Source organism: Neobacillus sp. YIM B06451 (genome assembly GCF_032667185.1).
GTDB lineage: Bacteria > Bacillota > Bacilli > Bacillales > Cytobacillaceae > Bacillus_D.
Window position 1 is genome coordinate 315327 of sequence record NZ_JAVFKJ010000002.1, and the last position, 26281, is coordinate 341607.

At 37.7% G+C, this 26281-nt stretch carries 30 protein-coding genes, 1 pseudogene and 1 other annotated feature; of the genes and pseudogenes, 2 read left to right on the forward strand and 29 right to left on the reverse strand.

Translation table 11 applies throughout. The features are described 5' to 3' along the window. Nucleotides 1-52 precede the first annotated feature (52 nt). Nucleotides 53-1036, forward strand: coding sequence for a GMP reductase (guaC, locus tag RB160_RS06065; protein ID WP_316569334.1), 984 nt, complete (start codon nt 53-55; stop codon nt 1034-1036). Nucleotides 1037-1304: 268 nt separating this feature from the next. Here the strand turns inward: guaC and RB160_RS06070 are convergent, their stop codons facing one another. From RB160_RS06070 to RB160_RS06175, 22 genes are all read right to left on the reverse strand, one after another. Then, nucleotides 1305-2363, reverse strand: coding sequence for a flavin-containing monooxygenase (locus RB160_RS06070; RefSeq protein WP_316569335.1), 1059 nt, complete (start codon nt 2361-2363; stop codon nt 1305-1307). A gap of 80 nt (nt 2364-2443) precedes the next feature. Next, nucleotides 2444-2728 carry an ArsR/SmtB family transcription factor gene (locus RB160_RS06075; RefSeq protein WP_316569336.1) on the reverse strand — a complete coding sequence of 95 codons (285 nt, stop codon included), beginning with the start codon at nt 2726-2728 and terminating at the stop codon, nt 2444-2446. A gap of 534 nt (nt 2729-3262) precedes the next feature. Beyond that, nucleotides 3263-3670, reverse strand: coding sequence for an ACT domain-containing protein (locus tag RB160_RS06080; RefSeq protein ID WP_316569337.1), 408 nt, complete (start codon nt 3668-3670; stop codon nt 3263-3265). A gap of 141 nt (nt 3671-3811) precedes the next feature. Continuing rightward, a complete protein-coding gene (locus RB160_RS06085) occupies nt 3812-4264 on the reverse strand; it encodes a hypothetical protein (RefSeq protein WP_316569338.1) in 453 nt (150 codons plus the stop codon). A 194-nt stretch (nt 4265-4458) separates the two neighbouring features. Then, on the reverse strand, nt 4459-4794 hold the full coding sequence (locus RB160_RS06090; RefSeq protein WP_316569339.1) for a ribonuclease E inhibitor RraB: 336 nt from the start codon (nt 4792-4794) through the stop codon (nt 4459-4461). Between the two features lie 306 nt (nt 4795-5100). Further along, a complete protein-coding gene (locus tag RB160_RS06095; RefSeq protein ID WP_316569340.1) occupies nt 5101-5415 on the reverse strand; it encodes a putative quinol monooxygenase in 315 nt (104 codons plus the stop codon). Nucleotides 5416-5504: 89 nt separating this feature from the next. After that, nucleotides 5505-6275 carry a class I SAM-dependent methyltransferase gene (locus RB160_RS06100; RefSeq protein WP_316569341.1) on the reverse strand — a complete coding sequence of 257 codons (771 nt, stop codon included), beginning with the start codon at nt 6273-6275 and terminating at the stop codon, nt 5505-5507. 173 nt (nt 6276-6448) lie between these two features. Then, the gene (locus tag RB160_RS06105; RefSeq protein WP_316569342.1) at nt 6449-6946 is read right to left on the reverse strand and encodes a DinB family protein; all 498 of its coding nucleotides are present in this window, start codon (nt 6944-6946) and stop codon (nt 6449-6451) included. Nucleotides 6947-7097: 151 nt separating this feature from the next. Continuing rightward, nucleotides 7098-8030 (reverse strand): DMT family transporter, encoded by a 933-nt coding sequence (locus tag RB160_RS06110; protein ID WP_316569343.1) that lies wholly within the window; start codon nt 8028-8030, stop codon nt 7098-7100. Between the two features lie 181 nt (nt 8031-8211). Beyond that, complete coding sequence (locus RB160_RS06115; protein ID WP_316569344.1) at nt 8212-9450, reverse strand: MFS transporter; 1239 nt, start codon at nt 9448-9450, stop codon at nt 8212-8214. Between the two features lie 680 nt (nt 9451-10130). Further along, the gene (locus RB160_RS06120) at nt 10131-10709 is read right to left on the reverse strand and encodes an AAA family ATPase (RefSeq protein ID WP_316569345.1); all 579 of its coding nucleotides are present in this window, start codon (nt 10707-10709) and stop codon (nt 10131-10133) included. 210 nt (nt 10710-10919) lie between these two features. After that, nucleotides 10920-11828, reverse strand: a complete 909-nt coding sequence (locus tag RB160_RS06125) for a sensor histidine kinase (RefSeq protein ID WP_316569346.1) — start codon at nt 11826-11828, stop codon at nt 10920-10922. A gap of 20 nt (nt 11829-11848) precedes the next feature. Beyond that, a complete protein-coding gene (locus tag RB160_RS06130) occupies nt 11849-12595 on the reverse strand; it encodes an ABC transporter permease (protein WP_316569348.1) in 747 nt (248 codons plus the stop codon). Beyond that, a complete protein-coding gene (locus RB160_RS06135) occupies nt 12588-13505 on the reverse strand; it encodes an ATP-binding cassette domain-containing protein (RefSeq protein WP_316569350.1) in 918 nt (305 codons plus the stop codon). Before RB160_RS06135 ends, RB160_RS06130 begins: the two co-directional genes overlap by 8 nt. A 94-nt stretch (nt 13506-13599) precedes the next feature. Then, nucleotides 13600-14280, reverse strand: a complete 681-nt coding sequence (locus RB160_RS06140; RefSeq protein WP_316569351.1) for a response regulator transcription factor — start codon at nt 14278-14280, stop codon at nt 13600-13602. Between the two features lie 326 nt (nt 14281-14606). After that, entirely contained in the window at nt 14607-14852 is a 246-nt protein-coding gene (locus tag RB160_RS06145) for a hypothetical protein (protein ID WP_316569352.1), read from the reverse strand. Between the two features lie 190 nt (nt 14853-15042). Then, nucleotides 15043-15390: a hypothetical protein gene (locus tag RB160_RS06150; protein WP_316569353.1), complete on the reverse strand. Its 348-nt coding sequence runs from the start codon at nt 15388-15390 to the stop codon at nt 15043-15045. Nucleotides 15391-15438: 48 nt separating this feature from the next. Continuing rightward, nucleotides 15439-15897: a DinB family protein gene (locus tag RB160_RS06155; protein WP_316569354.1), complete on the reverse strand. Its 459-nt coding sequence runs from the start codon at nt 15895-15897 to the stop codon at nt 15439-15441. 86 nt (nt 15898-15983) lie between these two features. Next, the gene (locus RB160_RS06160; RefSeq protein WP_316569355.1) at nt 15984-16853 is read right to left on the reverse strand and encodes a GNAT family N-acetyltransferase; all 870 of its coding nucleotides are present in this window, start codon (nt 16851-16853) and stop codon (nt 15984-15986) included. A gap of 125 nt (nt 16854-16978) precedes the next feature. Beyond that, on the reverse strand, nt 16979-17518 hold the full coding sequence (locus RB160_RS06165) for a GNAT family N-acetyltransferase (RefSeq protein WP_316569356.1): 540 nt from the start codon (nt 17516-17518) through the stop codon (nt 16979-16981). A gap of 184 nt (nt 17519-17702) precedes the next feature. Beyond that, the gene (locus RB160_RS06170; protein WP_316569357.1) at nt 17703-18998 is read right to left on the reverse strand and encodes a hemolysin family protein; all 1296 of its coding nucleotides are present in this window, start codon (nt 18996-18998) and stop codon (nt 17703-17705) included. Between the two features lie 84 nt (nt 18999-19082). After that, on the reverse strand, nt 19083-19508 hold the full coding sequence (locus tag RB160_RS06175) for a MerR family transcriptional regulator (RefSeq protein ID WP_316569598.1): 426 nt from the start codon (nt 19506-19508) through the stop codon (nt 19083-19085). 251 nt (nt 19509-19759) lie between these two features. On the opposite strand from RB160_RS06175, the gene RB160_RS06180 reads away from it, so the two are divergent. Beyond that, nucleotides 19760-20344: a YitT family protein gene (locus tag RB160_RS06180; protein ID WP_316569358.1), complete on the forward strand. Its 585-nt coding sequence runs from the start codon at nt 19760-19762 to the stop codon at nt 20342-20344. Between the two features lie 39 nt (nt 20345-20383). On the opposite strand, the gene RB160_RS06185 is transcribed toward RB160_RS06180, so the two are convergent. From RB160_RS06185 to RB160_RS06210, 7 genes and pseudogenes are all read right to left on the reverse strand, one after another. Continuing rightward, complete coding sequence (locus tag RB160_RS06185) at nt 20384-20719, reverse strand: hypothetical protein (RefSeq protein ID WP_316569359.1); 336 nt, start codon at nt 20717-20719, stop codon at nt 20384-20386. A gap of 288 nt (nt 20720-21007) precedes the next feature. After that, nucleotides 21008-21448, reverse strand: a complete 441-nt coding sequence (locus tag RB160_RS06190; RefSeq protein WP_316569360.1) for an NUDIX domain-containing protein — start codon at nt 21446-21448, stop codon at nt 21008-21010. Between the two features lie 43 nt (nt 21449-21491). After that, nucleotides 21492-21629, reverse strand: a pseudogene (gene lepB, locus RB160_RS06195) (signal peptidase I); the annotation flags it as partial. Nucleotides 21630-21651: 22 nt separating this feature from the next. Then, the gene (locus tag RB160_RS06200) at nt 21652-22272 is read right to left on the reverse strand and encodes a histidine phosphatase family protein (protein ID WP_316569361.1); all 621 of its coding nucleotides are present in this window, start codon (nt 22270-22272) and stop codon (nt 21652-21654) included. A gap of 228 nt (nt 22273-22500) precedes the next feature. Next, complete coding sequence (locus RB160_RS24110; protein ID WP_483870176.1) at nt 22501-22881, reverse strand: DUF2185 domain-containing protein; 381 nt, start codon at nt 22879-22881, stop codon at nt 22501-22503. 392 nt (nt 22882-23273) lie between these two features. Then, nucleotides 23274-24938 carry a glutamate--tRNA ligase gene (gene gltX, locus RB160_RS06205; RefSeq protein WP_316569362.1) on the reverse strand — a complete coding sequence of 555 codons (1665 nt, stop codon included), beginning with the start codon at nt 24936-24938 and terminating at the stop codon, nt 23274-23276. A gap of 41 nt (nt 24939-24979) precedes the next feature. Further along, nucleotides 24980-25218, reverse strand: a binding site (T-box leader). A 117-nt stretch (nt 25219-25335) separates the two neighbouring features. Further along, nucleotides 25336-26277: a prenyltransferase/squalene oxidase repeat-containing protein gene (locus RB160_RS06210; protein ID WP_316569363.1), complete on the reverse strand. Its 942-nt coding sequence runs from the start codon at nt 26275-26277 to the stop codon at nt 25336-25338. Nucleotides 26278-26281: the final 4 nt, after the last annotated feature.

Sequence of the window (26281 nt, forward strand, 5' to 3'; positions counted from 1 at the left end):
ATAGAAATTAACTTGTTTTTTTCTTTACGACTTCAAAGGGGGAGTTTAGGAAATGGATACTGTTTTCGATTATGAGGATATTCAGCTTATTCCGGCGAAATCGATTGTAAAAAGCCGTTCTGAATGTGATACATCTGTAGTTTTTGGCGGTCGTACGTTTAGGCTGCCAGTAGTACCGGCAAATATGCAAACCATTATTGATGAGAGCCTGGCAATTAAATTGGCAGAGAACAACTATTTCTATATCATGCATCGTTTTCAGCCTGAGAAGCGAATTGATTTTGTAAAAGATATGAGATCTCGTGGTTTATATGCTTCTATTAGTGTTGGGGTAAAAGAAGACGAATATCGGTTCATTGAGCAATTGGCAGAGGAACAATTAATTCCTGAGTATATTACAATTGATATTGCCCACGGCCATTCCGATTCGGTCATTAGTATGATCAAGCATATAAAAAAGATTCTTCCTGAAAGCTTCGTGATTGCAGGCAATGTTGGAACACCAGAGGCAGTACGGGAACTGGAAAATGCGGGTGCGGATGCGACAAAGGTTGGAATTGGACCTGGGAAAGTCTGCATTACGAAAATTAAAACAGGTTTCGGAACCGGCGGCTGGCAGCTGGCTGCGGTAAGATGGTGCGCAAAAGCCGCGAGCAAACCAATTATTGCGGACGGCGGTATTCGTACACATGGCGATATTGCAAAATCGGTCCGTTTCGGAGCGTCAATGGTCATGATTGGTTCGCTTTTTGCCGGCCATGAAGAATCACCTGGAGAAACAGTTGAAATTCACGGAAAGCTTTATAAAGAATATTTCGGCTCAGCTTCCGAATTTCAAAAAGGCGAAAGAAAGAACGTCGAAGGCAAGAAAATGCATGTTGAGTATAGGGGCCCGATCAAGGACACTCTCATTGAAATGGAGCAGGACCTTCAATCATCGATTTCGTATGCTGGAGGTAACAAGCTATCCGCCATCCGGAACGTCGACTATGCGATAGTAAAGAATTCGATTTTTAACGGTGATAGAGTCTATTAAGGAAAATGGAAAGCAGTGGATACGATTAGAATCCACTGCTTTTCTGTGTTTAAGATTCCCCGGGGGGTTCGGCGTTATTATCCGGGTGTTCGGCGTTATTACCCGGGTGTTCGGCAAGATTAACCGGGTGTTCCGCATTATTACCCGGGGGTCCGGCAAGATTATTCGGGTGTTCCGCAAGATTACCCGGGGATTCGGCAAGATTATCACGGGATTCGGCAAGATTACCCGGGGGTTCGGTAAAATGCCTCCACATACTTAAGTTTAATTACAAGAATGCTACCACGGTTAACTTTGTTATTTTCTTAACTATATAGTTTGCATCTGATCCAACTCCACGTATGGTTGCAGAAGAAAATGAACGTTGTCCAGAAAGGCCTATATAATATAGGCCAGAGATTGTGGTACTTACACCTTTATTGTGTATTGGGTTTCCAAATGAATCAATTGCATTTATTAAAGATGATAGATAGTTGACATTAGGACGAAAACCAGTGGCATAAATAATTGTATCCACTTTTTCTTCCCTTCCGTCACCCCATATTATCCCATCTTCAGTAAACTTTTTAAACATAATTTTCCTCTCGGGATTCCCCTTTGATATGGCTTGTTTATATATCCCCGTATCTATAATTGAAGTATTCATAGAGAATTTTCGACCATAAGGAAGAATATCTACCCCCGTTACTTTAAACCAAAAGTGAATGTCCTTTCCAAGAATTCTTTGGGGTTTAAATGTTATCGGATTTCGAGTGGCGATTGATACGTTTGAAACTTTTGATAATTCATAGGCAATTTGAACAGCCGAGTTACCGCCACCAACTACAACTATGTTTTGATTTTCATACTCATCTGCATTTTTGTATTGGCTAGAGTGAATTATTTTCCCTTTATATATTTCACTTCCATCAATTTTTGGTATATTTGGACAAGAGAAAGCACCAGTAGCTGAAATGACGGTTTTTGAATAATATACATTTTCATTTTCTGTTGATATTACAAAAGAGGATCCCTCTTTTCTCACTTCTATAACTTTTTCCTCAGTTCGAATATTTAAGTTAAAATGATTGGCATATTGATTAAGATAAGAAATAACCTCATCCTTTGTGGGGTATCGATTTGGATTCCCAGGAAATTTGAATCCTGGAAGCGATGAGTATCGTGCAGGTGAAAATAATCTAAGACTATTGTAATATTTAGTCCAAGAACCAGCAGTTTGATTACTATCTTCAAGAACAAGATACTTTAAACCCTTTTTGTGTAAGTAATACGCCGCTGCTAAACCCGCCTGTCCTGCTCCTATTACAATTGAATCGTATGATTTCATCAATTAATATGCCCCTTTATATATCGCAATTTAACGATATGTTTTATCAAAAAATGAACATATAGATATTCCTACATGTTCTATTTACAGCAGTTAGTCATTAATTGATTAAAGTCATGCAATAGCTGCATAATTTTGTTTTTATGGGGTGAATAATATACAACCTTTCCATCCTTACGAGATAAAAGTAAACCTGCTTTTTTTAATATCGCTAATTGTTCGGAGGCAGTGGATTGACCTATACCGACTAAATCTGAAACTTCATTTACAGTTACTACATTTCTCTCCAAAAACAAAAACATAATTTCCTGTCGCTTTTCACTTGCAAGTGCTCTAAGAAATTGATGGATTTCTTCATTTATCAATATTTATTCCTCCTTTTAAACAATTCGTTATATCGGGATTTAACGATATTTAATACATCAATAATATTTTATTTATCATCAACTGTCAACCCGATTTTACTTCTTACGACTTTAAATTTTATCGTATAAATGATTTCTTTTTCTTAGACTTTCCCCAGCTTCATAAGTGGCGACACCAAACTAAATTGCTGTTTTTATACAGTTTTCTACCATGTTTTCAATTTCCAAAGGGACGCCCTACATCGTCCTTAATTTTTGATTAATTAAAACTATGTCACTATTCTTGTTAAACAAAACTCCCCTAGCTGTTTAATAAGGAGGTCACCAATAAGGCCGGTTAAACTTCCTCGATTACACCCGTTGGTTTAAGATGAATGCTAAACAACAAATTCACTTCATAAATAGGAGAGGTGTGCAGCTTCATTTCCTTTTTAAGATGGTGTTCATTTAGTTACCACCCATTACCATTTTTTTATACACCGTTAATAAGAAAAAGGCTGTTAAAACTAACAGCCAAAATCTTAAACCAAAGGATCAGTTAGTGCGAAGAACCTTTTCAATATCGTGAAAAGTATGACCTTCATTCTCTAATACGACTCTTGCTTTTTCAATTGAATGATTTTTAACAAGCAGGTAATCCGTATTAAAGGTTGAAATAGCAAAGATACTGATGTTATTTTCGCCTAATGGATTTGCTAATGAAGATAATATTCCAGTTAAGCTAAAGTCTAAAACTCCCTCTACTTTAATACACTTCCAATCGTTTTCAGCATCCGTAAAAACTTCGTTCATGGGCAAACATTCTGAAGGACATACGATAGACAGTTCCTCATCTGTTCTCGTAATAGAGAATACATCAGAGTTTAATGCCCAAGATGGTATTATTTCGGTTGGAGGATATTTTAAAACGGAAAAAGTTTGATCTAAAATTTTTAATTTCATATCTTTAAAACACTCCTTTTCGAAATTATACCATTGATTCTTTCAAACCCTTGTTCCATTGAACTGCTCGTATGTTTAAAAAGAAGTTTAACAAAATATGCGGTAATCCTTAATGGATCACCGCATCGGTTTTAACAAGCATTATAACTTATCAATGTTCAATAAGCGTTTATACCTTTCTCTTCTTTCCTTTTCCAGCCTTAATCGTTCGTGTTTCATTGTTCTTTTTGATCTCTCTAGAGATGACAAACCGGTCACTTCAAGAACATTTAATTCCACATTTAAAATCCAATCATTTACTTTAATATCGTTTGGGTACTCAATCTCACCTATATTCTCTTCCGCATCTACTTGAATGAATGTACCATCTTTTAAAAAGAATTTATAGCTTAAACCAATCGTCAGTACCCCCAACCGTTCTCCTAGCTCACGATGAGTAATCTGTATAATTTCCCCGCGAACTTCTTTGTCTTCAGAGGAAACTAAATCATTTGCAAATGTTTTTTCATCTTTATCTAGATAGAAGTAATCTGTATCACCGATAATTATGGTTTGGTCTAATTCATACCAGTTTGGTTGCCAAGTCAAGATCATATTACCCCACCTAAAAAACAGTTTTATCTGGTTAAACTAAACAATTAGGACTTCTTCAAAAACGGGATAATCACTAATGAGGCTCAGCTTCATGGATACTTTAAATCACCTTCATTAATTGAATAAGATAAGGCTGCATTTTTGGCATTCAGCCCTTAAGGTAAGCACCATAATAGTTAAGAAGCATATATACTTTAATCTACCATTACTCCCCATCCATCCGAATATCCCCCAAAAGGTTCGGATAATTCATCAAGACGTTTTTGTATATCAATAATATCTTGGTGATTTAACAGCATTCTTACAAAACAGTAGCAAGTCCACTCTTCTGATTTTTCATCTTGTTCTAATTCACTATTAAATCCATCCTCCCTCAATAATTTTAATATTGCTTCACCACTTTCTTTATCTGGAACCGCAACAAAAAAATCTACATTTTGAGGTTGTTTAAAATCAACGCCATCCTCATATAGATTTTTCAAAACTTGTCCATCTGCATCATCAGGGAATTTTTCAGAAAAAAAATCCAATATAATCTCTCCTTCATTAGTACATGTTATATTCTTAATGAATTTTTCAAACTAATCATTATTAAAAAATTGTCCTTAAAGAATTCCACAAAAAGGCGCCTTAATCCTTTTCGGATCAAAGTGCTCAGCGTTGAAGATGGTATAATTTTTTCAAAGTATTACAGCTAAAAAATTTCCTTTTAATATTGGAAAAAAAGACTACCCGAACAGGTAGCCTAATTATCCTATCGTATTATAAAGTTAACCAACTACTTGTTTTCTAAAGATGCCACAATGACCGCCCGTTCTACTTTATGGAGTTTAATTTTAATTAGATGAAATGCCCTTCCCACCTTTTGTAATTAAGGTGCTGATTCTTTCCATTCCGGTAATAAGTGGTTTCGCACGGCTTATTAATGTTCGGGTAGCTTCAAGGCTAAGAGACGCTTGATGGGCATTTTCATTGCTCCACACTTCATAAACATACACAGAATTTGGTTCACTTTCAGAAATATTTACAAGATAGATCTCGCATCCCTCAAGATTCTTCATGGATTCTGCTGCTTCTAACAAAATATCTACCATTGTGTCACGTTCGCCTTCTTGTACCGTAAACTTACCGAACAAACTGAATTTACTCATTATGGCCCTCCTTAATTTCGTCATGGGAACCGCTCAACGCTAATAAGGAATTCAACAAAAAAGGTGCTTAATCCTCCTGGAATTACAAGTTAAGCTCCAAGCCTACAATGGACAACCATCGAAACACTATCTTTAGTATATGCATCCTTCTTCCACGACCCATACAGGTAAACCAGTTCAAATCCGTGTTCGGCTAAGATTCTTTCTAACTCCATCGGAAAAGTATACCTTAGGGAAATAGAATCCTGTTTTGATTCAATTATTTGCCCTTCTTTTACCACATCATATGTTGTCGTACAGTGCAAAATTTGCGTCTGATGATGATAGGTTTCGCGATGTTTCTCAATTACTAGCTGATGATCACTATTTGTATAGCGTTTTTCCGATTCTTCCACAATTGCCAATTCAGCTAATATTGGATTTCGTGTATCGAAAATAAATTCGCCGTTTGGTTGCAAATGACTCTTTACCGATTGAAAAAGCTCGTTCTGACTTTCATTTGTTAAGAAATGTTGAAATGAGTTTCCGGTCATAAAGATCAAAGGTACCCTGTCATGTAAATTCAACTTCGTGCAATCTTGCTGCAAAAATTGAATGTTTAACCTCTCTTTTTCGGCCTTTTGTTTTGCTAAATTTAGCATGCCAGCATGAATATCGACACCGACCATTTTAAGGCCTCTTTTAGCCATAGGAATGGTTAAACGTCCTGTTCCACAGGCTAATTCAATAATAGGAGAAGTCTCCTGCTCTATACATTCTAAAATATAGTTCAAGTCCTCTTTGTAATCATTGTATAATTCATCGTATTTCAGGGGATCTTCATACTTCTCCAAATTATTTTCAAAACAGTTGACACTCATTTAAAAGCCTCTTTTCGAATTAATTTACTCTAGGAAACCTACGCGAATTTTTAACAAAAAAGCGCCTTAATCCTCCTTGGACTAAAGCTACCCAATGGTTTAAGTACGATTCTTACCTAGCCTGGTTTAGGTCAAGCATTAAAATGCGTTAATTTTCATCATAAACAACCTCACTAAGCAAGCCTTTGTTCTAACTCATCTTTTTGGCGCAAGTGATGACGAAAATGCATTCCGACCAAATCATACCATTCCCTTGCATTCAGCCATCCGAACCCTCCATGTTCGACTTTATAATTTGGGTTTATCTTATCCACTTTCGATTCCCATTGACTTAATCTTAGAATTACTTGATCCAATCTGCTGATAAGAACGTGATTGCTATCTGAATTATTGGGTGGAGCGTTTAGTTCATCCGGTAATTTAATTTTAATTGGCGGAAACCCTCCAATCTTAAATAAATGCTCACCAAACTCCGTCTTCCCAAGGGGCTGTTCTTTATTTAACGTGGCACATGTTTCCATATTGTCTAGATACTCATGGGCAACGAGGATTAAATGGTCATACATTTGCCCAATAGACCAAACCTCTTCTTCAGATTTATATCTTAGCTGTTCCAAAGAGTATTTTTGAAGCTCATTTTTATAAGTATTAATCAGTTTAAGTTCGCTCAAATTAATTCCTCCTTTGGACTAATTAAATTTTGATATCTTTGTATATAAAACAAAGTATGCAATATTCGATTACAAATACCTTCATTACAGGAATGCTTACCTATTGCTTCATTAATTTTCTTCGCAAGCGGCCCTTTAGCCAAGATCATTGCTAGGCACTCTTTTTTACTTTGTTACGAATTGTTTTTTCCCTTAATAGGTTCGTCCCGATTACGCCAAAAATAATGAATAATGAGCCGATTATATGGAAATAAAATATTTCTTCATTCAAAATTAATCCCCCGGCAATGATTGAAATAACGGTAGACATATTCGAAAAAACGCTCATTTGCGAAGCCGGAATCTTAGATAGAATATAATTAGATAACAATGAAGTTACGAATGAAGCTAAGATCCCGAGAAAGAGAATAGAGCCAAAGAAGTTTAAATCAGACCATGGGATTAACATTGAATTTAAATTTTTACTTATTAAATGCCTGGATATCGATAGTGTGTTAAAAAAGAAAAAACCTACCATTAACATAAAATATGTGATTTCAATTGGTTTATATGACTTTACTAAAGAGCGGGTAAGGACAGTATATCCTGATAATGATAAACAGGAGGCTACAAGGAGAAGGACCCCATTCCAATTTGTATTAGAAAATGAAGTTCCTTTCATAATGAATATAAATACGACTCCAAATACGGAAAAGAAAATTGAGATTTTTTGATAAATTGTCGTTCGTTCTTTTAAAAAAAATGCAGCTAATATTGTGGTTAAAATAGGGATCGTTGCGAATAGTATGCCTGCTTCTGATGACTGAACCGTTTCGAGACCATAAGCCTGAAAGACAAAGAAAAGGGTTGGATAAAGGAGTGTTAAGGGTAACAGTTTTTTGTATGTTGTGGCCTTAAACTCTAACTTTATTATTTTTAACACAATTAATAATGTTAACGTGAAGAAACCAATCGTAAAACGGGAAGCTAATGTATCTAATGGATTAGATAGTGTGACAGCCTTCTTAGTAAACAGAAATGATAATCCAACAATGGAAGCATTCGTTAAGGCACTCAAATAGGCTAAATAAATACCGTTTTTCATACTAACACGCTCTTTCTGTATAAGTTTAGCCATATTGTACTGCAGAAGCCAATTCATAACCTCATTAAATTGGTTTAAATAAACTACGACTTTAGGCTGTCTCCTATAATTCACCTTCCAATAAGGAATTCAAAAAAAAACGCCTTAATCCACGGGATCAAAGCAGGTGATGGAGACATTTTCATGATAAGGATTTACTGTCTATTTCCAAGTGTATCTCTTGATCGTTTAGTTTTCCAAAAATAGGGTGTAGCCAGCACGTTATATTCGTTATTATGGTGATGATCCCAAGAACCGTAAATAATAAGGGAATGGAGAAGGCTTCTGCAAACAATCCTCCTAATGCCGCACCAAAAGGAACCCCTGCCTGGGCAAGTAATATCCTCACTGAAAAGACTCTGCCCCGCAAATGTTCAGGAACCCTGCGCTGGTACAGTGTTGTATTATTGATGTTAAAAATAATCGCAAATAAACCTTGCCCAAGTGAAAAAACTAGCGCTAATCCATAATAGGGGGTCCAAGCTAACCCGATTAAAAATAAACCATTCAGAAGTAACGAGCCTAGCATGACCTTTTTCCGATTCTTGGGTTCCTTCACTATTCCCATTAGCAATGAACCACACACCATACCGAATGAAAAGGCTGATGTAAACAATCCATATTGAAAAGCCGTTCCACCTAATTCATCGGTAATATAAGGCAAAAACATTGGCTGTGCAGCGCCTGAGCAAAAATTAAAGACCATCATCATGATTCCAACCCAAAATAATACAGGGTAAACTCGAAAAAATTGAAGCCCCTCTTTGAATTGAATAAACCAGCTTTCCTTTTGTTCAACACGTTGTTTTGTAGAGCTGGGATTAAACATTAGTAATAATCCTGCAGCTCCTAACGCAAGTATAAGGATGATGAGAACGAGCTCGACACTAAATGCGGATATCATGATGCCCCCTAATGTTGGACCCAAAAGAGTCAACAGTTGTCCTGTGCCTTCTAGAATCGAATTCCCTTTCGATAATTTATCCTTTGGTAAAATATCAGCAGTATAGGCCATGCTAGCAGGATAAAACAAAGGCTGCGCCAGCCCAATAGCAATTGATACCATGTACAAATGCCAGAATTCCAACAAACCCAGCGGTAATAGGATGGCTGGAATGAGAAATACGGCTGCCCGAAACCACTCTGAAAAGATCATTACTTTTTTACGATCCCATCGATCCAAATACGGGCCCGCAAACATTTGAATGACGATATTAGGAAGCATGAAGGTTAGCCAAATACTCCCCATCGCTATCTTTGAACCTGTCATTTCATAGACTAGCCACGATACAGCAAAAGTTGCAAAAGTGCTTCCTAAACCCGAAGCCCCTTGAGCCAACCAAAGAAACACAAATTTTCTATCTCTGAATAATTCCCTCATTACTCGATTCCCCCAACGCTTATCAGGCATTTCTGTTTATCAACTGCTTGTAAACTGATTAAATGGTATGCACTTTACTTTTAGCAAGCCCAATAAACTAAACTGGGTTCGTAAAGAGGTTTACTCATATTGAGCAAAACCGTCCTGGTAATAATTTCAACAAAAAAAGGCGGATTTCCTTCCTTGGTCATCGCACCCTTTCAAAAAGAAATTATTTAAAAATCTTGGAAACTTAATCTTTATTTGTCTCCCACAAACCTAACCTGCTTCTTCCACTTTTAATCCAGTGACAACTTTCAATATTCTTTTTTCACGCACATGACAATTGATCGTATGAATCCAATTATGAGAATAAGAATTCCATTCGCTAAAGTTAAAAGACCCAAAATAGCACCGCCATAGCCGGCTCCTTCTCCTGTCCCCCCGGAACTCCAGTCATAAAAGTGAAGGAATAATGCGCCACTGGATAATCCAATGACTGGTGCGAGTATAATTATAATGGTGCCCGATACATATAGACTTAATTTTCCTTTTTTGAAACATATAACAAAAGTAACATTAAGCAGTATTAAGATGAAGATAACTACAAGCAAAATCAAAGTATCAATAAGATATCCCCTCCGCTATATGCTTTTTTTTACTCTCCTCATAAGGGAAATTAAACAAATTTTTTTACCGACTTATTTTACCGAGTGTGACCTTTCAGCAATTTGAACAATTTTATTTATAACCTGACTAACATTTTCGTTATCTTTTATTACAAATAAATGGTCTGCATCACCTTCTATTGGATCAACAACATCATCATTTAAAGATTCAATTTGTTGTCTAACCAGAACTTCCTCGAAATTTGAATATGCCCCCCGGAATATATTCGTACTTCTTTGGCTATTAATCACTCGTTCATGCAGAACAACATCAGGAATATCGAAATGAACCAAGATTCGAATAAACTGTTCACTAGCAAACAACTCTTCAAGCAAGTAGTATCGTCCTTTTCGACTTCGATTTGAGTTACAAAGAATCAGGTGAAAATCCGTATTTTCTTTGGCATAATCGACAATAAGCTTTGAAAGAGAATGCTTAAGAGTATTAGGTCCTTGCTTTGGCTGTAGATTTTTATAAAAAGTATTAATAAATTCAGCGTGGTTATCCTGGTCCATTACAAAAGAGTTATGTAACTGTTTTTCTAAGGCCCTTGCAAATGTAGTTTTTCCGGAATGGGTTTTACCTACTGTAATAATGACCAACCTTTTCAAAACCTCAACTCCTTCTAGTTAGGTTAGTTATTATGTATTTCATCAGAATAAGCTCGGGTATCTGACAATCAAAAGGCTAAAATCACACCTTTTGTCATGGATATGTCCAACAACGATTCCTGCAAACAGCCGGAGCCCATTTTCATTAAAAAGGCCTTAATCCTTCGTGGACTAAAGCGACTAAGTTAAAACCTGCTTATCAAAACCTACCTAATCCCACTTTCTAAACGATACTTCTAAAATAAATTCATTTTCATGGACATTAGCAACCGCTTTTCCTCCTTGCTGGGTAACAAGTTGCTGAACGATATGAAGCCCTAATCCAAGATGAGTACCCGTTCGACTAGAATCCAGCCTGAATGTCCTATTAAATATCTCTTGGAGTTTCGCAGCATTCATGTTCTCAACATCATTTACTGCCCTTAGCCAAATATAGTCTTCTTCCTCTACGAAGCTAATTTTCAAATAACTTTTGGCATATGTTAAAGCATTTTGAATAATGTTGGTTACAATCCGTACGGTTGCTTTGTTGTCAGCAAGAACAGCGGGTACAGGACCTTCATCCATTTGTACCTCTAGCTGCTCTTTCTCAAAATCTTCATAGAACATTAGCATCGTTTCCACAACAATTTGATCTAGAAACTGTTTTTCAATGGTCAATTTCTTGTCCGAGGAATCGAGTTGAGAGAGTTCATAAAACAAATCTACAATCATAGTAAGATTATCGATTTTCTTCTGAATAATTTCTAAAAACTCTTTCCTTTCTACTTCAGATATAGATGGGTCTGTTAATAGCTCTGAAAATCCTTTAATCGATGTTAAAGGCGTTCGTAAATCATGGGAGATATTTGTGATTTCTTGCTTTAGTTCCATTTCTCTTCTCTCGACGGACTGCTGGTTCTCTTTGAATAAGTGAATCAGCTGGTTGATTTCCGCAGCAAATCGGGCCAAGTTTTTATTATGGGTATTTGTACGAACTAATTCATTTGTCCCGAAATTTTCACTGATTTCCTCTAATTGCTTTGTCATCCTTTTGACATCCCAATGGAAAAGCAGAAGCATGCAGACGGCAACAATCAACAGGAAAACCAAAATCAGTATAATCAGCCAGCTGCCCACTTTCAATCATCCCTTCACCATCAATCGATGTTTTTAGTTGCGAACTTTTTTGCTCCAATGAGTAAAGAAATTACGGAAATGCCGATACCCACAACCCAATATTTGTAATCGAATTGGACTGCGTCATCCAAGAAACTCATTAAGTTATCCTTTAACAATGAATGCGGTGCATATTTATATAACTCGTTTAAGCCTGAAATCGGACGGAAAACCCGCAGCATGTTCCCGGAAAGTCCAAAAATAAAGAACACCACGATAATAATGTAAACATCTCCAACCCTAAGCATCTTCAACGTATGAGTTAGGAAAAATCCGCTTAGGACAATTGGTGCCATATTGACACACGCTAGCAGAAAATTTCTTATCGCCTGATTATCCCCAGCAAATATATTCTCACCTAATACAGCCATAAAAATTATCCCAACGACACAGATCAGCAGAAAATAACTTAACGTCAGGATTAACTTAGACCAGAAGATAGTATTTCGAGAAATACCGAAAGAAATCGATTGCTTCATCAGAGTCAGATCTTTTCCAGTGAGAAATGAATTATAGATTAGCCCTACGATTATAATCATTAATCCGCTACCAACCACATTTGAATAGAAAAATTTACTGGTCGCGTAACGAAAATTCGGATCAGACTGACCAGAAAAATAAAGGACGGCGGCTGCAGCGGCAATCAGAAATAAACATATTACACCTGTTAGATGCGGCCCTTTTTTACGCAGCAGACGATAACTTTCGCTTTTCAGATAATTAATCATTTTTATTCCCCTCCACTAATCCTAAGAAGTATTCCTCTAGATTCAGAGCTTCGATGCGAAACTCCTTCACCATCACACCATTATCAACTAAAAGGCGATTGATAGCTCCACTGCTCTCTACATGATTTTGGATCGTGATGGCATGATTTGGAAGGACTTTGAACTGGATATCTGCATAGGCTCTTTCTAATAATTGTGCTGCTTTCACTGAATCATCCACCGTTAGGAGAATTTGTTTCCTGCTCTTCTCTTCCAGAGCCTCCTTGCTTAAATCATCAACGATTACACCATTTTTGATAAAAACAAAACGAGTCGCTAACAATTTCAATTCCGTTAAAATATGACTGGAAATTACTATCGTTATATTTTTTTCCTGATTGAGCTTCAACAATAATCTGCGGATTTCCATAATCCCCTCGACATCCAACCCATTGATGGGCTCATCAAGAACTAAACAATCGGGGTTGCTTAAGAGACAAAGGGCTATACCTAATCGCTGCTTCATCCCCATGGAATAATCTTTAAATCGTTTTTTCTTTTCATTTGCCAGACCGACAATTTCCAGGACTTCATAAATCCGTTTCTTTTCAATGACACCCCGTTGAATCCGGAAATATTCCAGGTTTTGAACTGCGGTAAAGTCCGGGAAAAATGCAGGTGTTTCAATCATAAAACCCATTCTTTTTTTCTCATTCTCGCTCTCTTTACCAGATTTCTCAAAGAGCTGAATCTCCCCAGTTGTCGGGAATAATTGGCCTGCAAGAATTTTGAATAACGTTGATTTGCCTGCGCCATTTTTTCCAATTAGCGCACAGATTTCCCCTTTTTTTACCGAGAAATCAAGAGGTTTAAGGACCTCATCATCCTTAAACTTTTTCGTCAATTGATACGTCTGAATGATGGTATTCATCTTTTCGACTCCTTCACTAATCCCTTGTTGTTTCCAGTTTAGCTTAGAAGCCTTTAAAATCCTTTAAGCAAAACATAAAGAAATCTTAAAGAATTCAAATTAGCATAAAACCTACTCCCCAAATGGTCTTAATATATTCTTCAGTAGTCATTTCGGAGATTTTCTTGCGGAGGTTAGAGACGTGGACGCTGATCGTATTATCATCCCCGTAATACGTCCCTTTCCAGATGCTTTCATAGATCTCCTTTTTCGAAAGGGCACGCTCTGGATTGTTCATGAAAAATGTTAAAATATCAAACTCAGCATTCGTCAGCTGCAGCTCATTCTCTTTTAACGTTACAGACCGTTTTTCCGTATTGATTTTGAGCTCACGCCATCCTATTTCCGCTGACAGCACCGGTTGGGAACTTGCCTTTCGTAATTGGACTTCGACTCGGGCCATCACTTCTTCCTGATGAAATGGTTTGGTTATGTAATCATCCGCACCCATTTTCAATACGTTTACTTTATTCTCAATATCGACTTTGGCTGATATGACAATAATGGGAATAGAACTCTTTTCTCTGATTTCTTTTATTAGTTCCTCCCCACTTTTGCCCGGTAGCATCAAATCCAATAAAATTAGATCAAACGTGTTATTTTGCAGCTGCAACAAACCTTCTGTACCCGAATAAGCTGCGACCGGTTCCATGTGCGATTTTGCCAAAATTACACTCAGTAGTCTACTAATCTCTTGATCGTCTTCAATAATTAAAATGCGTTTACCTTCATACATAATTATCACCCGTTTTTAGCAAGTAGCGATTTTTATTATTTTATTGATTATTCTAATTATAGCTTAGTAACAACTTAGGTATAGCTCTGTGTTTAATTTACTTTTACTTATCCTAATTTCAAAAGTGGTGTAGGATGGATGAAACATAGTCTATTAACAAAAAAGCCGCCATAAATGGCAGCATTAACTCACGTACTCGTTATCGGCTGATCCTTCCTGGATCCACACCTCTATTGGTTGAGGATAACCGTATATTGTTATATTTCGAGAATTCAACAAAACAAGACCTTAAACCTTCTTGAATCAAATCACCGCTGAATAAGAAATTATTTAAAAACCCCGAAAACCAAGTCCATTAAAACATATAAAACGAAACAGATAACGATCACGATTAATCCATTCTTATTCTTGTTTTTGTAGTTCCTTATACCAACTAAAGTAAAAGACAGTATGAGGGAAAATCTCCAGAAGGGTAATAGTTCAGGAAAGTTAGTTGAATATAAAACCGTTATAACGACAAAAGCCCCTGCAGAGATCCAAGCCGCAATATCTAATAAGTTTGGTTTTTTCAATGAGCCACCTCTTTTTCAAAAACTTAAAAGAAATCAATTAAAACCCCGAGGTTCAAGGTATCGGTTATTAGTTATTATGTATTTCCTTCTTGGCTTTCTCGATTATTTTCTTTATCCTTTGTATAAGTCGGTCTATCGTACTGATTCCTGCCAGCTTGTTGTAAAATAACTTGAATTTGATAACCCGTGGTTATTGATTAGACACTTTAAGAATACCGATATAATCTGGTGCAAGAGCTAGATTGATTCGTTGCCCACCCTTTTCATAAGTAACAAGATGGCCGTCCTGGTCTATTTCTTTCCAACCGTTCTTTTTAATTACAAAGCGATAACTAATTGGGACACTTGTACCTGATGATGGCTCCCAAATATAATGTTTACCTTTTACACTATCGTTTTCCAAAGTCGCATCATTGGGAACTGGGAAATCATAAAAGTCTTGTAGAGTATGATAATGGTTATCTACATTTTCATAATAATAAAAACCTGCTCCAGTTATAATGGCAATACCAATTAACAGTGTTACTAATCGTTTCATAAAGTCCCCCATATTACTTAGTGATTTTAAACCAACCCACCAAAGCAGTTATTTTAAAAGAATCTGCTTCATACTTTTTATTGTTCCCATGTGCAGATTCTCATGGTTCATGTGAAAAACAAGCATATCTCCCACTGTTTTCAGGCCTAAGAAAGGTTCTTTTAATGGTTTATCGAGATGGCCCTTGCATGCTTTTTCTATAAGGTTCGGCTGTTCCTCCAGAAGAGTGATTAATTCATCCATTGACGGAGGCTGCTCTGTCCAATCTTCCGGCTTGCTCCCTCTCGGAAACATGAGATGATAAGACAATGGGAGTCGCCTCTCCTCATTGACCGATGGAAACATCGTGTGGTCCCAGCCTACTAAAATATGTCCAAAGTTCCAGTGGATGTTGTTATTATGGCTGTTCGGAATCTTGTCCACGATCTCCTCAGGAATTGTACGAAGCAATTCAACTGTCCATTTACGCCACAATTTCATTTGCTCAAATAATTGTTCTTCTTTCATAATTATTGCCCCCTTCGATTACGATTATACTAGGTTCATAGCGTAAACGTTCAGAACCTCTTTGGGCTCTATCTGATAATCCTGTTCTACCCAAAAATTTGAGCGGCAATTCCGTAATAGTTTCTGTTTCTAACTGGAAGACTAACAGAATTAAGCATCATGATTGGCGGTGTGGCAACGTTTTTAAAACCGCATTGCTCCAAAAAGCGCAGAAAATCCTGATTACCAGTTGGCACATCAATCCTTAATTTACCTGTATGTTTAAAAGCTAACCTATCAAGCAATAAAGCAGCTGTTTGAAAGTCAGGTGCCACAATAGGTCCTAACAGCAGATTCTCTGGTCCTAAAATAGATAGTCCATAACCAACAATTTTTCCTTTGGTATCTTTAGCTACTAAACATTGTTTAGATTGATTAATTCTGTAATGAAGAAAGTTACTTCTTTTATCCCCAAAAGCCGCTTTATCCAAATTTAAGACTTCAATAAAGTCATTTTCACTGTAATCTACAATGGAAACACTGTTCGGTTTTAAAGATTTAGGAGTTATGTAGCTATCACACAGAAATTTTTGAACGTGGCCGACTGTTTTAAATCCTATTTTTTCATATAGAGGTTTTCCTTCTTCAGTTGCAATTAACATGATGGAACAATCGGGTGAAACAGAGTCGATGCATTTTTGTGTTGCATCCTTCCCCAAACCTAGTCCTCTGAATTCTTTATTAACTATTACCATCCCAATTGAAGCCAATTTATTATCATATGGAATAATTGCGGAACTAGAAACAATTTCCCCTTTACCATTTTTATGGCCAAATATTTTTCCCGATGACATAACAGTTGCAATTTCATATTGATCATAATCCCATCGAACAGACCCAGACAATGCAATTAAACCTGGGATATCACTTTTATCAAATTGGACTAGGTTTAAGTTGCTTTTCCTATATATAGACATTTTTATTTCCTCTCACAATCTGATTCTCTTTAAATTAAGTACACCTCTCCTTTAGCGAATGTCCTCCAACCGATGCAGGAATGCAGTTTAATATGTAACTGCTCCACAAGGAACAAACGAAGTTTTCAGCTAAAGAATTCCTGTTTTAGAATACTCATTCTTAGACGATCCACAAATTGGCCGTTTCTTAATCTGTCTTGTCTTAAGATTCCTTCTTCTACGTAGCCCATTTTCTTATAAGATTTAATCGCTTTTTCATTCTCAATCTCTACTCTGAGCCAAATCTTGTTAAGCTCTAATTGATTGAATCCCCAAAGATGCATTTCATGCATCGCGGATAGCCCATATCCTTTGCCCCAATAACTTTTTTCTCCTAATGCGATTCCTAATTCCGCGTGCTTGTTTAACTTATCGATATTCTTTAAATCTATCCAACCGATGTGTTTACCTTCTTCAGTCATAATTGCTTTTTGTTCATACCCGTTTGTTTTATTTATGCACATTTTAATCCAAGCCTCAGTTTCTTCTTTGCTGAACGGAGGGTACTTTTCAGGCATATTTAAATGTTTCGTTACTTCTTTATCAAGACACCATCGGTATCGATCCTCTACATCATTTAGAGTCAATTCCCTTAATAAGACTTTTGGCAATTCAGTTGTCCTCATTATTCTTCTCCCCATGTTATTTATCTTATTAAAGATTTCAACAAAGAGGTGCCTTAATCCTTCCAGGACTAAATCCAAAAGACACCACCACTATATGTAGCCAAATATGTACAGCGGTCGAAGATTCCAAACATAAAAAAGACAGCGTAATGTTGATGATTTACGCTGTCCATTTGGTTATTCTTTATATTTTCACGACTTCTAAATAGCGAAGTTGATGGCCATCCATCTCTATAACCTTGAATTTGAACCCTTCAGCCTCAATTTCACTGCCAATGTCTGTGTCGGCATCTTGAGACAAGAACCAGCCGCCAATGGTACCTACATCTTCATGAGAAAAGTTTGTTAGCAGCAGCTTGTTCACATCTTCTATTAAAAGCTTGGCATCAAAAATGTAATGGTCCTCGCTTAATTTTCGAATATTGGGCACTTCATCTTCATCAAACTCATCCCTGATTTCTCCTACAATTTCTTCGATAATATCCTCAAACGTGACAAGCCCTGATGTACCGCCGTATTCATCGATAAGAATTGCAATGTGCGTCCGTTGCTTTTGCATCTTTATGAGCAAATCATGGATTGGTATTGTTTCAATTGCGTAAATGACAGGGTTTATGAACATATGAAGGTTCATTTGTTCTGGATTTAATTTCTTGGTGAAGTTTGCTGTTAAAAATTCCTTCACGTTAATGAAACCCAGGATGTGGTCCTTGTCTCCATCCACGACAGGATAGCGTGTGTATCTTTCTGTTTGGATAATATTCTTTATGGCCTCAAAAGAATCATTAATAGAGATTGTCACAATTTCAGTACGGGGAACCATGACTTCTTTGGCTACTCTTTCATCAAACTCAAAGATATTGTTCATGTACTTCAATTCATTCTTGTTTATCTCACCGCTTTTATAGCTTTCAGATAATAAAATTCTAAGTTCTTCTTCTGAATGGGCGGTTTCACTTTCGGATGCCGGCTTCAAGCCAAATAAACGAATAATGACACGGGCAGAGCCGTTTAATGCCCAAATAAATGGAAACATGATTTTGTAGAACCAAATGATTGGTACGGCAAAGGCCAGCGTGACTGCTTCAGCCTTTTGGATGGCTACCGTTTTAGGGGCCAGTTCCCCAATCACTACGTGCAGGAACGTTACAAGGGCAAAGGCGATTGCAAAAGACAAAACCCCAGTTATGGCTTCGTTTAGCTGGAAATACTCGAAAACCGGGTGTAGCATTCTTTCCACAGTCGGTTCCCCTAGCCATCCAAGTCCCAATGCTGTAATGGTGATTCCCAATTGGCAGGCAGATAGATACTCATCAAGATGGGTTGTTACCCTTTTGGCCGCTGTTGCACCTTTTCTCCCTTCGGCAATGAGTTGGTCTATCCTAGAGGACCTTACTTTTACAATCGCGAATTCGGTGGCAACGAAAAAAGCGGTTAAAGCAATCAATAAAGCTATAAGAAATAAGTTAATTGTCGTCAACGAGCAGTCTTACGTTAGTAAGACATACACCTCCTAATGTATTTGAATTTACTATGGCTCAAACCAGGCCACACATTATTGCCCTTATGTATTATTGAGCAATACAAGCAGTGATTGGATCAAAGAGATACTTTCTTTAGATAGGCTCTTCTTTATATCCTCCGGTTTAACATCGTCGAATTCCTGTAGCTTGGAAATAACCTTGGCTACATCTTCGTCCAGGTGCTTAATTTTTAACCGAAGTTCAAGGATATCGACTTCCTCAGAATACTTGCTTATTATTTCCCTTTTTATTTCATCCAATGACTTCCCTTGTTTTTTACGCTGTTCAATAAGCTCAATTCGTTCAATTGAACTTCGATCATAATACCGATAATTTGAAGCGGAACGTTCTGCTTTTAAAAGACCCATGTTTGTATAATAATCGATGGTTCTTTTGGTGACATTTGTCAATTCAGCTAATTCACCAATCTTTAATTTCTCGTTCCCAAGTGAAACCCTCCAAACTATAACGTTATGGTTATTGCTTGATTTTACATCGAAGGACGTAACCTATCAAACAAAACGAACTATAAAATCAATTGCTTACCCCTTTAAACGGAAAAATCGCCAAAATTCTTTGAAGCTTGTATTCTTTAAATTTTATTTACTATGGGGGCTGACAGGAAGTGTTTTTTTCGGAAAGTAGGTTCTAAACCGATCAAGAATTATGATGAAGGAACATATAATATGGACATGTCCTACAATGGAGATGGCTTATTATGTTCTTTTTCAAAAAAATGGTCGTAATCTTTATTGGAAGTTCCTTTTTGTCCATCGGGATTAATTTTTTCCTTGTCCCGTTTGAGTTGCTTGATGGCGGAATCATTGGGATTGGCCTCATTATCAACTATTTGACCGGGATTCAAGCGGGTTTTTCAATCATTATTTTAAGCATCCCCATATTTACATTGGCTTGGTTCATTAACAGAAGTTATTTTTATAATAGTTTGCATGGAATGCTCTTCTCATCGTTTATTATCGATTTGTTTGCAGCTTCCCACACTCCATTTATACCTCCTGTGTTAAGTTCGATTGTTGGAGGGATTTTTGTCGGATTGGGTATAGGAATCATGCTCCGCTTTGATACAAGCACAGGCGGAACAGATTTACTGGCTCAATTTTTGTCCAAGTTGTTTAACATCAATGTTGGGTTTATGATTTTTATCATCGATTCTCTTGTTATTGCTTTGGGCGGACTATTAATCTCAAAAGATACCTTTTTGTTATCCTGTGTCACCATCATATTCGTCGGTCTATCCACAAGCCTTTGTACTTGGAAAAATAGACACAAGGTTTATCCATGAAAATAAAAACGCACTCCAGGCTGACTGAAGTGCGGCTAGCTAATCTGATTCTTGTGTAATGGTTTCGATTAATTCATCACTGTTTGTGTATCCCTTGATAATATAGGTTTCTTTCTCTTCCGGTTCTTCAACAAACACAAACCAGAATGTTTTTTCATTTTTTGTGACTATTTTAGGCTCTATAACACTTGGCGTATTTCCATATTCAATCTTAATCTTTTTAATTGCTGAATTCGTTATTTCTCCAAAAAGCATCGGGAATGGAGATTTGGGACTGTACTTCGGAAGGTATTGACTGTATAGATTCCTCTCTAATGTTCCGGATGTTCCGCCCCTATCAAAGGTTGGCTCCCACCCAAAAAGGTTATTTTTCATAAATAGGGCCTCAAAACTCGCCTTAGCGGGCGGATTTCCCTTTATATTTGGTACATAAAAAAGTACTCTCCCGTGCTTAACTTCTTCGAGATGGACGATAGAATCAATTCTATCAGCTGGGATTGCTTTCTTAAAACCTTGTTCTTCACTCTCACAGCCGATTAGTAAAATTAAAAATAAAAGCAGTACAAAGACCCTTCTTATTTTCAGAGGAGCCCCTCCCTTCCGGCAAAAAGAGTTTTACATCTTTTAGATATCCCTAGTTCACCAGGCCCATATTATTTAATTTCAAAGGTAATCAAAAATTCTTACATCGACCGAATCGATGTAGCCTATTTCTTCATTTAAATCCCAAAGTTTTATTTCAGATGTTTCTTCATTTTCTTTGAAAGGTTGCAGTTGTTCAATTGTTGTAAAATAAACGGGGTTATATTTTATGTTGCCGTTCAATGTATTTTTCACCTTTAATAAACCTTTGAACTCTAGATTGGTAACATACTGTCCTGTTTCTTCATGTAGCTCTCTTATGGCACATTCCTTTGGGGTTTCATAACTTTCTCTTTTCCCTGAGGGGAGTTCCCATTGCCTGCGTAAGGTGTTATAGCATAAAAGGTACTTTCCTTCGCACATTAATACTGCAAAGGAACCTGCCAAGGGGTTATAGTCTTTTATGCTTGTCTCTTTTATATTAATAAAATCGAGAAACGCAAATCCATTTTCTTTTAACAATTTAATTGGAACCCCCTCCGCAGAAATAAGTTATTAATGATTTTTATTTCAAATAGAAAACAAGTTTAGTTGTACCTGTTACCTTTTCCATCGATATTGCACCAATGTCACGACTGTCTGTACTAATCCTTCTATTATCTCCCAGGACGAAAAGATGTCCTTTAGGGATGTTATCCGCGCCATGCTGTTTCCTATAAAATGATTTAAACTACAAAAGGCGTCTTATGAGAGATATCTCCCTCCAACACTAGCCTGTATTCTCTTCCGTCCAGTTCAACGATTGTAAGGCTTGTGTCGTGTATAAAAGGCGGATCCCACAAATTTTCAATTGGCGAGTTTTTGAAAATAGACAGCAAGGTTTTTATCATTACTGAATGAGTGACGATAAGAATATTTCCAACTTGATTATCCGCTTTAATCCTTTCCAGGGCCATTAGTGCTCTTGCGTAAACGGCACTAAAGGTTTCTCCACCCACAGGCTTAAACCGCTCGGGAGCGTTCCAAAAATGGTCAATCTCAATTGGATACGTCCCCTGGATTGAGTCAAGGGTTTGGCCTTCCCATTTTCCCAGGTTCATTTCCCTAAGATTATCATCGTAGATTACAGGAATATATATGTTTTTCTTTAGGAGCTCAGAGGTAGCCCTCGTTCTCCCGCTTGAACTTGAATAGATTGCTTGGAATTCTATATCTCTTAGTCTCTCGCTTAAAGAGACTGCATTCCCAATGCCATTTTCCGTTAGAGCAGAGTCCAGCCACCCCTGCATCCTTCTTTCCGTATTCCACACAGTTTCCCCGTGTCTGGTGATATAAAGTGTGAGCATCGCACGTTCTCCTAATGATTTTTCAATGTGTGCATTAATTGTTTCTTCATTGAATTATTCTATAAACAGCGGGTATATCCTCTTATTTTTAAGGTAAGAAACCTGATCTTTTGATAGCGGCTGCTACTGTACAAGGCATAGAAAAACCGCCTAAATCGGCGGCTTGTTCTCATAAATTATTCTTCTGTTCTTTCCCACTCATCATCAAGGACCAGTTCCCCATTTTCATCACGAATATAAGCAGTCCCCTGGAGCTGAGTTCAGCAGCGGAATTATGTCTCTGTCGAAATTGCAAATAGTGTTAAGTTTATAGACCGCATGGTTTTCAGGGTTATCCATATACTCGTCACTTTCATCACCCGCCATGAATCTCCAGCCACTATCCGGATTACCATTTTGGTAAGGCTCATCTCGGTACATAAAACCAACTTTGCACCCGTCCACTGTAATTCTGTTGGTAGCAATACAGCCTTCGTTGGAGTCAATCAATCTTTTGATATTTTCACCAGGTATATAGTATTTCTTTTTAAAACCAGACCTTAGGTTTCCCCTTCCGTTTAAGCTTATGTTCAGCTTGCCAGTCCTTCGGCAATCGATGGGTGGTTTCACTCTGCAAAATAATGAAAAGGAACTGCTTTGGAATTAGAGGCTATGAATTTTAGAGTCTATGTCCAAACATGTGGCAACTTTGGACAGACATCCCTTAGAAATTCATTTTGCTGTCCAAACATCGGGCGGCTTTGGACAGACTTCCCTTGGAAATTCATTTTGCTGTCCAAACATCGGGCGGCTTTGGACAGACATCCCGTGGAAATTCACTTTGCTGTCCAAACATCGGGTGGCTTCGGACACACTTCCCTTGAAAATTCACTTTGCTGTCCAAACATCGGGTGGCTTTGGACACACTTCCCTTGGAAATTCACTTTATTGTCCAAACATGAGGCAGCTTGGGACTCACTTGCCATTATAATAGCCTTTTATGTTTGGAAATTTGGACACTATTAAATGGATTCGCCTAAAAACCTCTGCATTCTTGAAAGAACCCTTTTTTCCCCCATTATTTTCATAATATCGAACAAATCAGGTGTATTGGTTCTATTAGTTAGGGCTACCCTAATTACCATTGCTACATCGCCAACGTGCCCTTTGTAATTGTCAGGACTCGCTTTATATTGTTTCATATCCTTTGCGTATCCTAGCTTCCCGGCAAGTTCCTTTATTTCTTGGAACCAGGCGTCCTTTTCATTATTGAACCTGTATGTTTTGCTGAAGCCCCGTACTATTTCTTTCGCAGCCTCCACACTTACATTTGCGGGTAACGTATAGCCACTCTGTATATCCACTTTAAACAAATCGTCGTAAAAGAAAGCAATCATTGGCTTCACATCTGACCACTTTGAATAATCTTTCCTCGGTTTCTCGGTTGTTCGGCCAATATTGAGAATGTTTACTGTGTATTCCTCATTTTTGCCAATTACAGTATAAAACTCAGGATCAAATTCCTTTGTCCACGCGCATAAATCGTCAAATACTTGTTTACCCTGCAGCCTGGAGATAACATCCTTGCTGATGTCGTTTAGTTTATCCATGTCAAATAAAGCACCGCTGGCATTCATTTTATTAGTAGAGATACTAAAGTCCTTGAATGATTTATTAGGATTTGCCATCCGCCATTCTTCAAAGCCGGAATTGATAAGGTTCATGAAGTATTCGCTTATTGCGATTCCTGGGTAGCCTTGTTCTTTGTAAAACTCAGCGGTTCCATCCAAATCCTTCCGTTTACTGAATTTGCGTTTCGAAGATCCGACTTGCTTCATGATTGGCGCAATATGTCCGTATTCCGGTGTCCTAAAACCAAGAATTTCAAACAACTGAAGATGGATTGGGACTGAAGAAAGCCATTCATCGCCTCTTATGACATGGGTTGTGCCCATCAGATGATCATCTATGGCATGGGCAAAGTGATAGGTTGGTAAACCGTCCATTTTCATAATCACAATATCTTGATCATTTTCAGGGAACTCAATCGAGCCTTTCACCAAATCGTGGTACGTTATTCGCATGTCTGACGAATCGGGGGATTTAAGCCTTATAACAAACGGTTTGGCATTTTTTATCTCTTCCTTCGCCTGGTCAAAAGAAATGTCCCGATGTTTAGCCCATTCGCCATAATAACCTGTTGTTGCTTTTAAGTTCTGCTGGCTAATTCTAATTTTTTGTAAATCGTCTGCATCACAGAAGCAAGGATAGGCTAATCCGTTTCGGACTAGATGCTTAATAAATACCTTATAGATTTGGATCCGGGAGCTTTGTTTATACGGTCCATACGCCCCCTTCTCGTCACCTGAAAGGAGGGGCCCTTCATCAAAATCAATCCCTGCATACGACAAAGCATTGATGATGTTTTCCATGCTGCCTTCTATCTCACGTTTCTTATCTGTGTCCTCAATCCTTAGGAAGAAGACTCCATTACTTTGGTGGGCTAACCTTTCGGAAATTAATGCTGCATAAAGCCCGCCAATATTCAAAGAACCAGTTGGACTCGGTGCAAAGCGTGTTACAAAAGCCGATGAAGACAAATTTCTTGGCGGATACTGTGAGTATATATCCGCAGGCAACTGTTGGACATCTGGAAATAACAATTCTGCCATGTTCTCATTTGACATAGTAAATCCCCCTCGATCAAAATAAAAAGCCTTTCATCCTTGTAAAGGACGAAAGGCTTGCTTCCGCGTTACCACCTAAATTGGTTAAAAACCCGCTTATTATGCAGCAATTCATTTCCTGCTGCACATTCCATTAACGGGAAATTCCCGGCAGACTTACTCCTATCTTTCAGTCAACTGCTCCAAGGCTTCTTTCATTAAGCTCGAATACCCAATTTCCACCGGCATGGGCTCTCTACTAATCGAGTGATTAATTACTCTTCCTCTTCATCGCATTTTACAATATGTGGTTTTAATTAGTGATACATTAATACACTATACTCCAATTGTCAATAATCTACATTGGAATTTACAGTGAGTATTTTTTTCTGAATCCAACAAGAAAGTCTGCAAAACATTATTTCAAATTACCAAACGCCTTTAATTGCTTATACCTGTTAACTGCTAGAATCCCTTTCCAATGTCCTCGTGCGATTTCATATTCTTCTGGATAGCTCCCCCAGCTCCATGAGATATCCCAGATTCCTTCGTCGGACATTTGCTGTCTATAGAAATCAAGATTCTCCTCAAGCAATGAGCCCAGCCTTTTACAAAGGGGATGTTCAGGGGTATCAATAAAATCCAAAGGCAGTGGTTGATAGCCTTGAGTCCAGGTTGAAACATCCTTGTTTACACAGTTCTCCGCAAGCATCATCACTTGCTCGGAAACTTCATTCAAAGAATAATTGTATTTTGAGGCAAAAGTGGCCTGATGAGGTTTCATTATTTCCACCAATGCCTGGTAATTGTTGATTTCATGCTTGTCCATTTCGTTTTTGCTTATTAAGTGATCTATCGCTTTTCCAATAACACGCCAACCGAGTTCCGCCGCTTCACTTTGTTCAGCCGACCAATGAACAAGAAACGCAGCCAGTTCCGCACTTGGATTAAACGACCAATTTTCTTGGACTTCCTCATGCCAGTGCCACCAAGGTGCGTGCGGATAATCGTTATTTTCGGGAAGTACTGAATGCCACATTCCAGTTTCACTATCAATTGAATTGGCTAAATACGAAACCATCGATTGAACGATTGGTTCATTTTTATCCGCGCCAATTTCCATCAAAATCTGACCCGCGGCCCATGTTGCCATTGGAGATGAAAGAGGGAGCCAAAAATCCGGTTCAATGCCATGTCCGAAGCCCCCGTCTTTATTTTGATACTTTTCAAGTTCTTGCAGGACGCTCTCCTTGCTACCATTTTCAAAAATAAATTCGAACCGGGAACGTTCTAGCTCCCGTGCTTTTGACTTTATGAAAACTTTGGCTTTTTCATAACTGCTTTCAGGAAAGTTGCTCAATGAT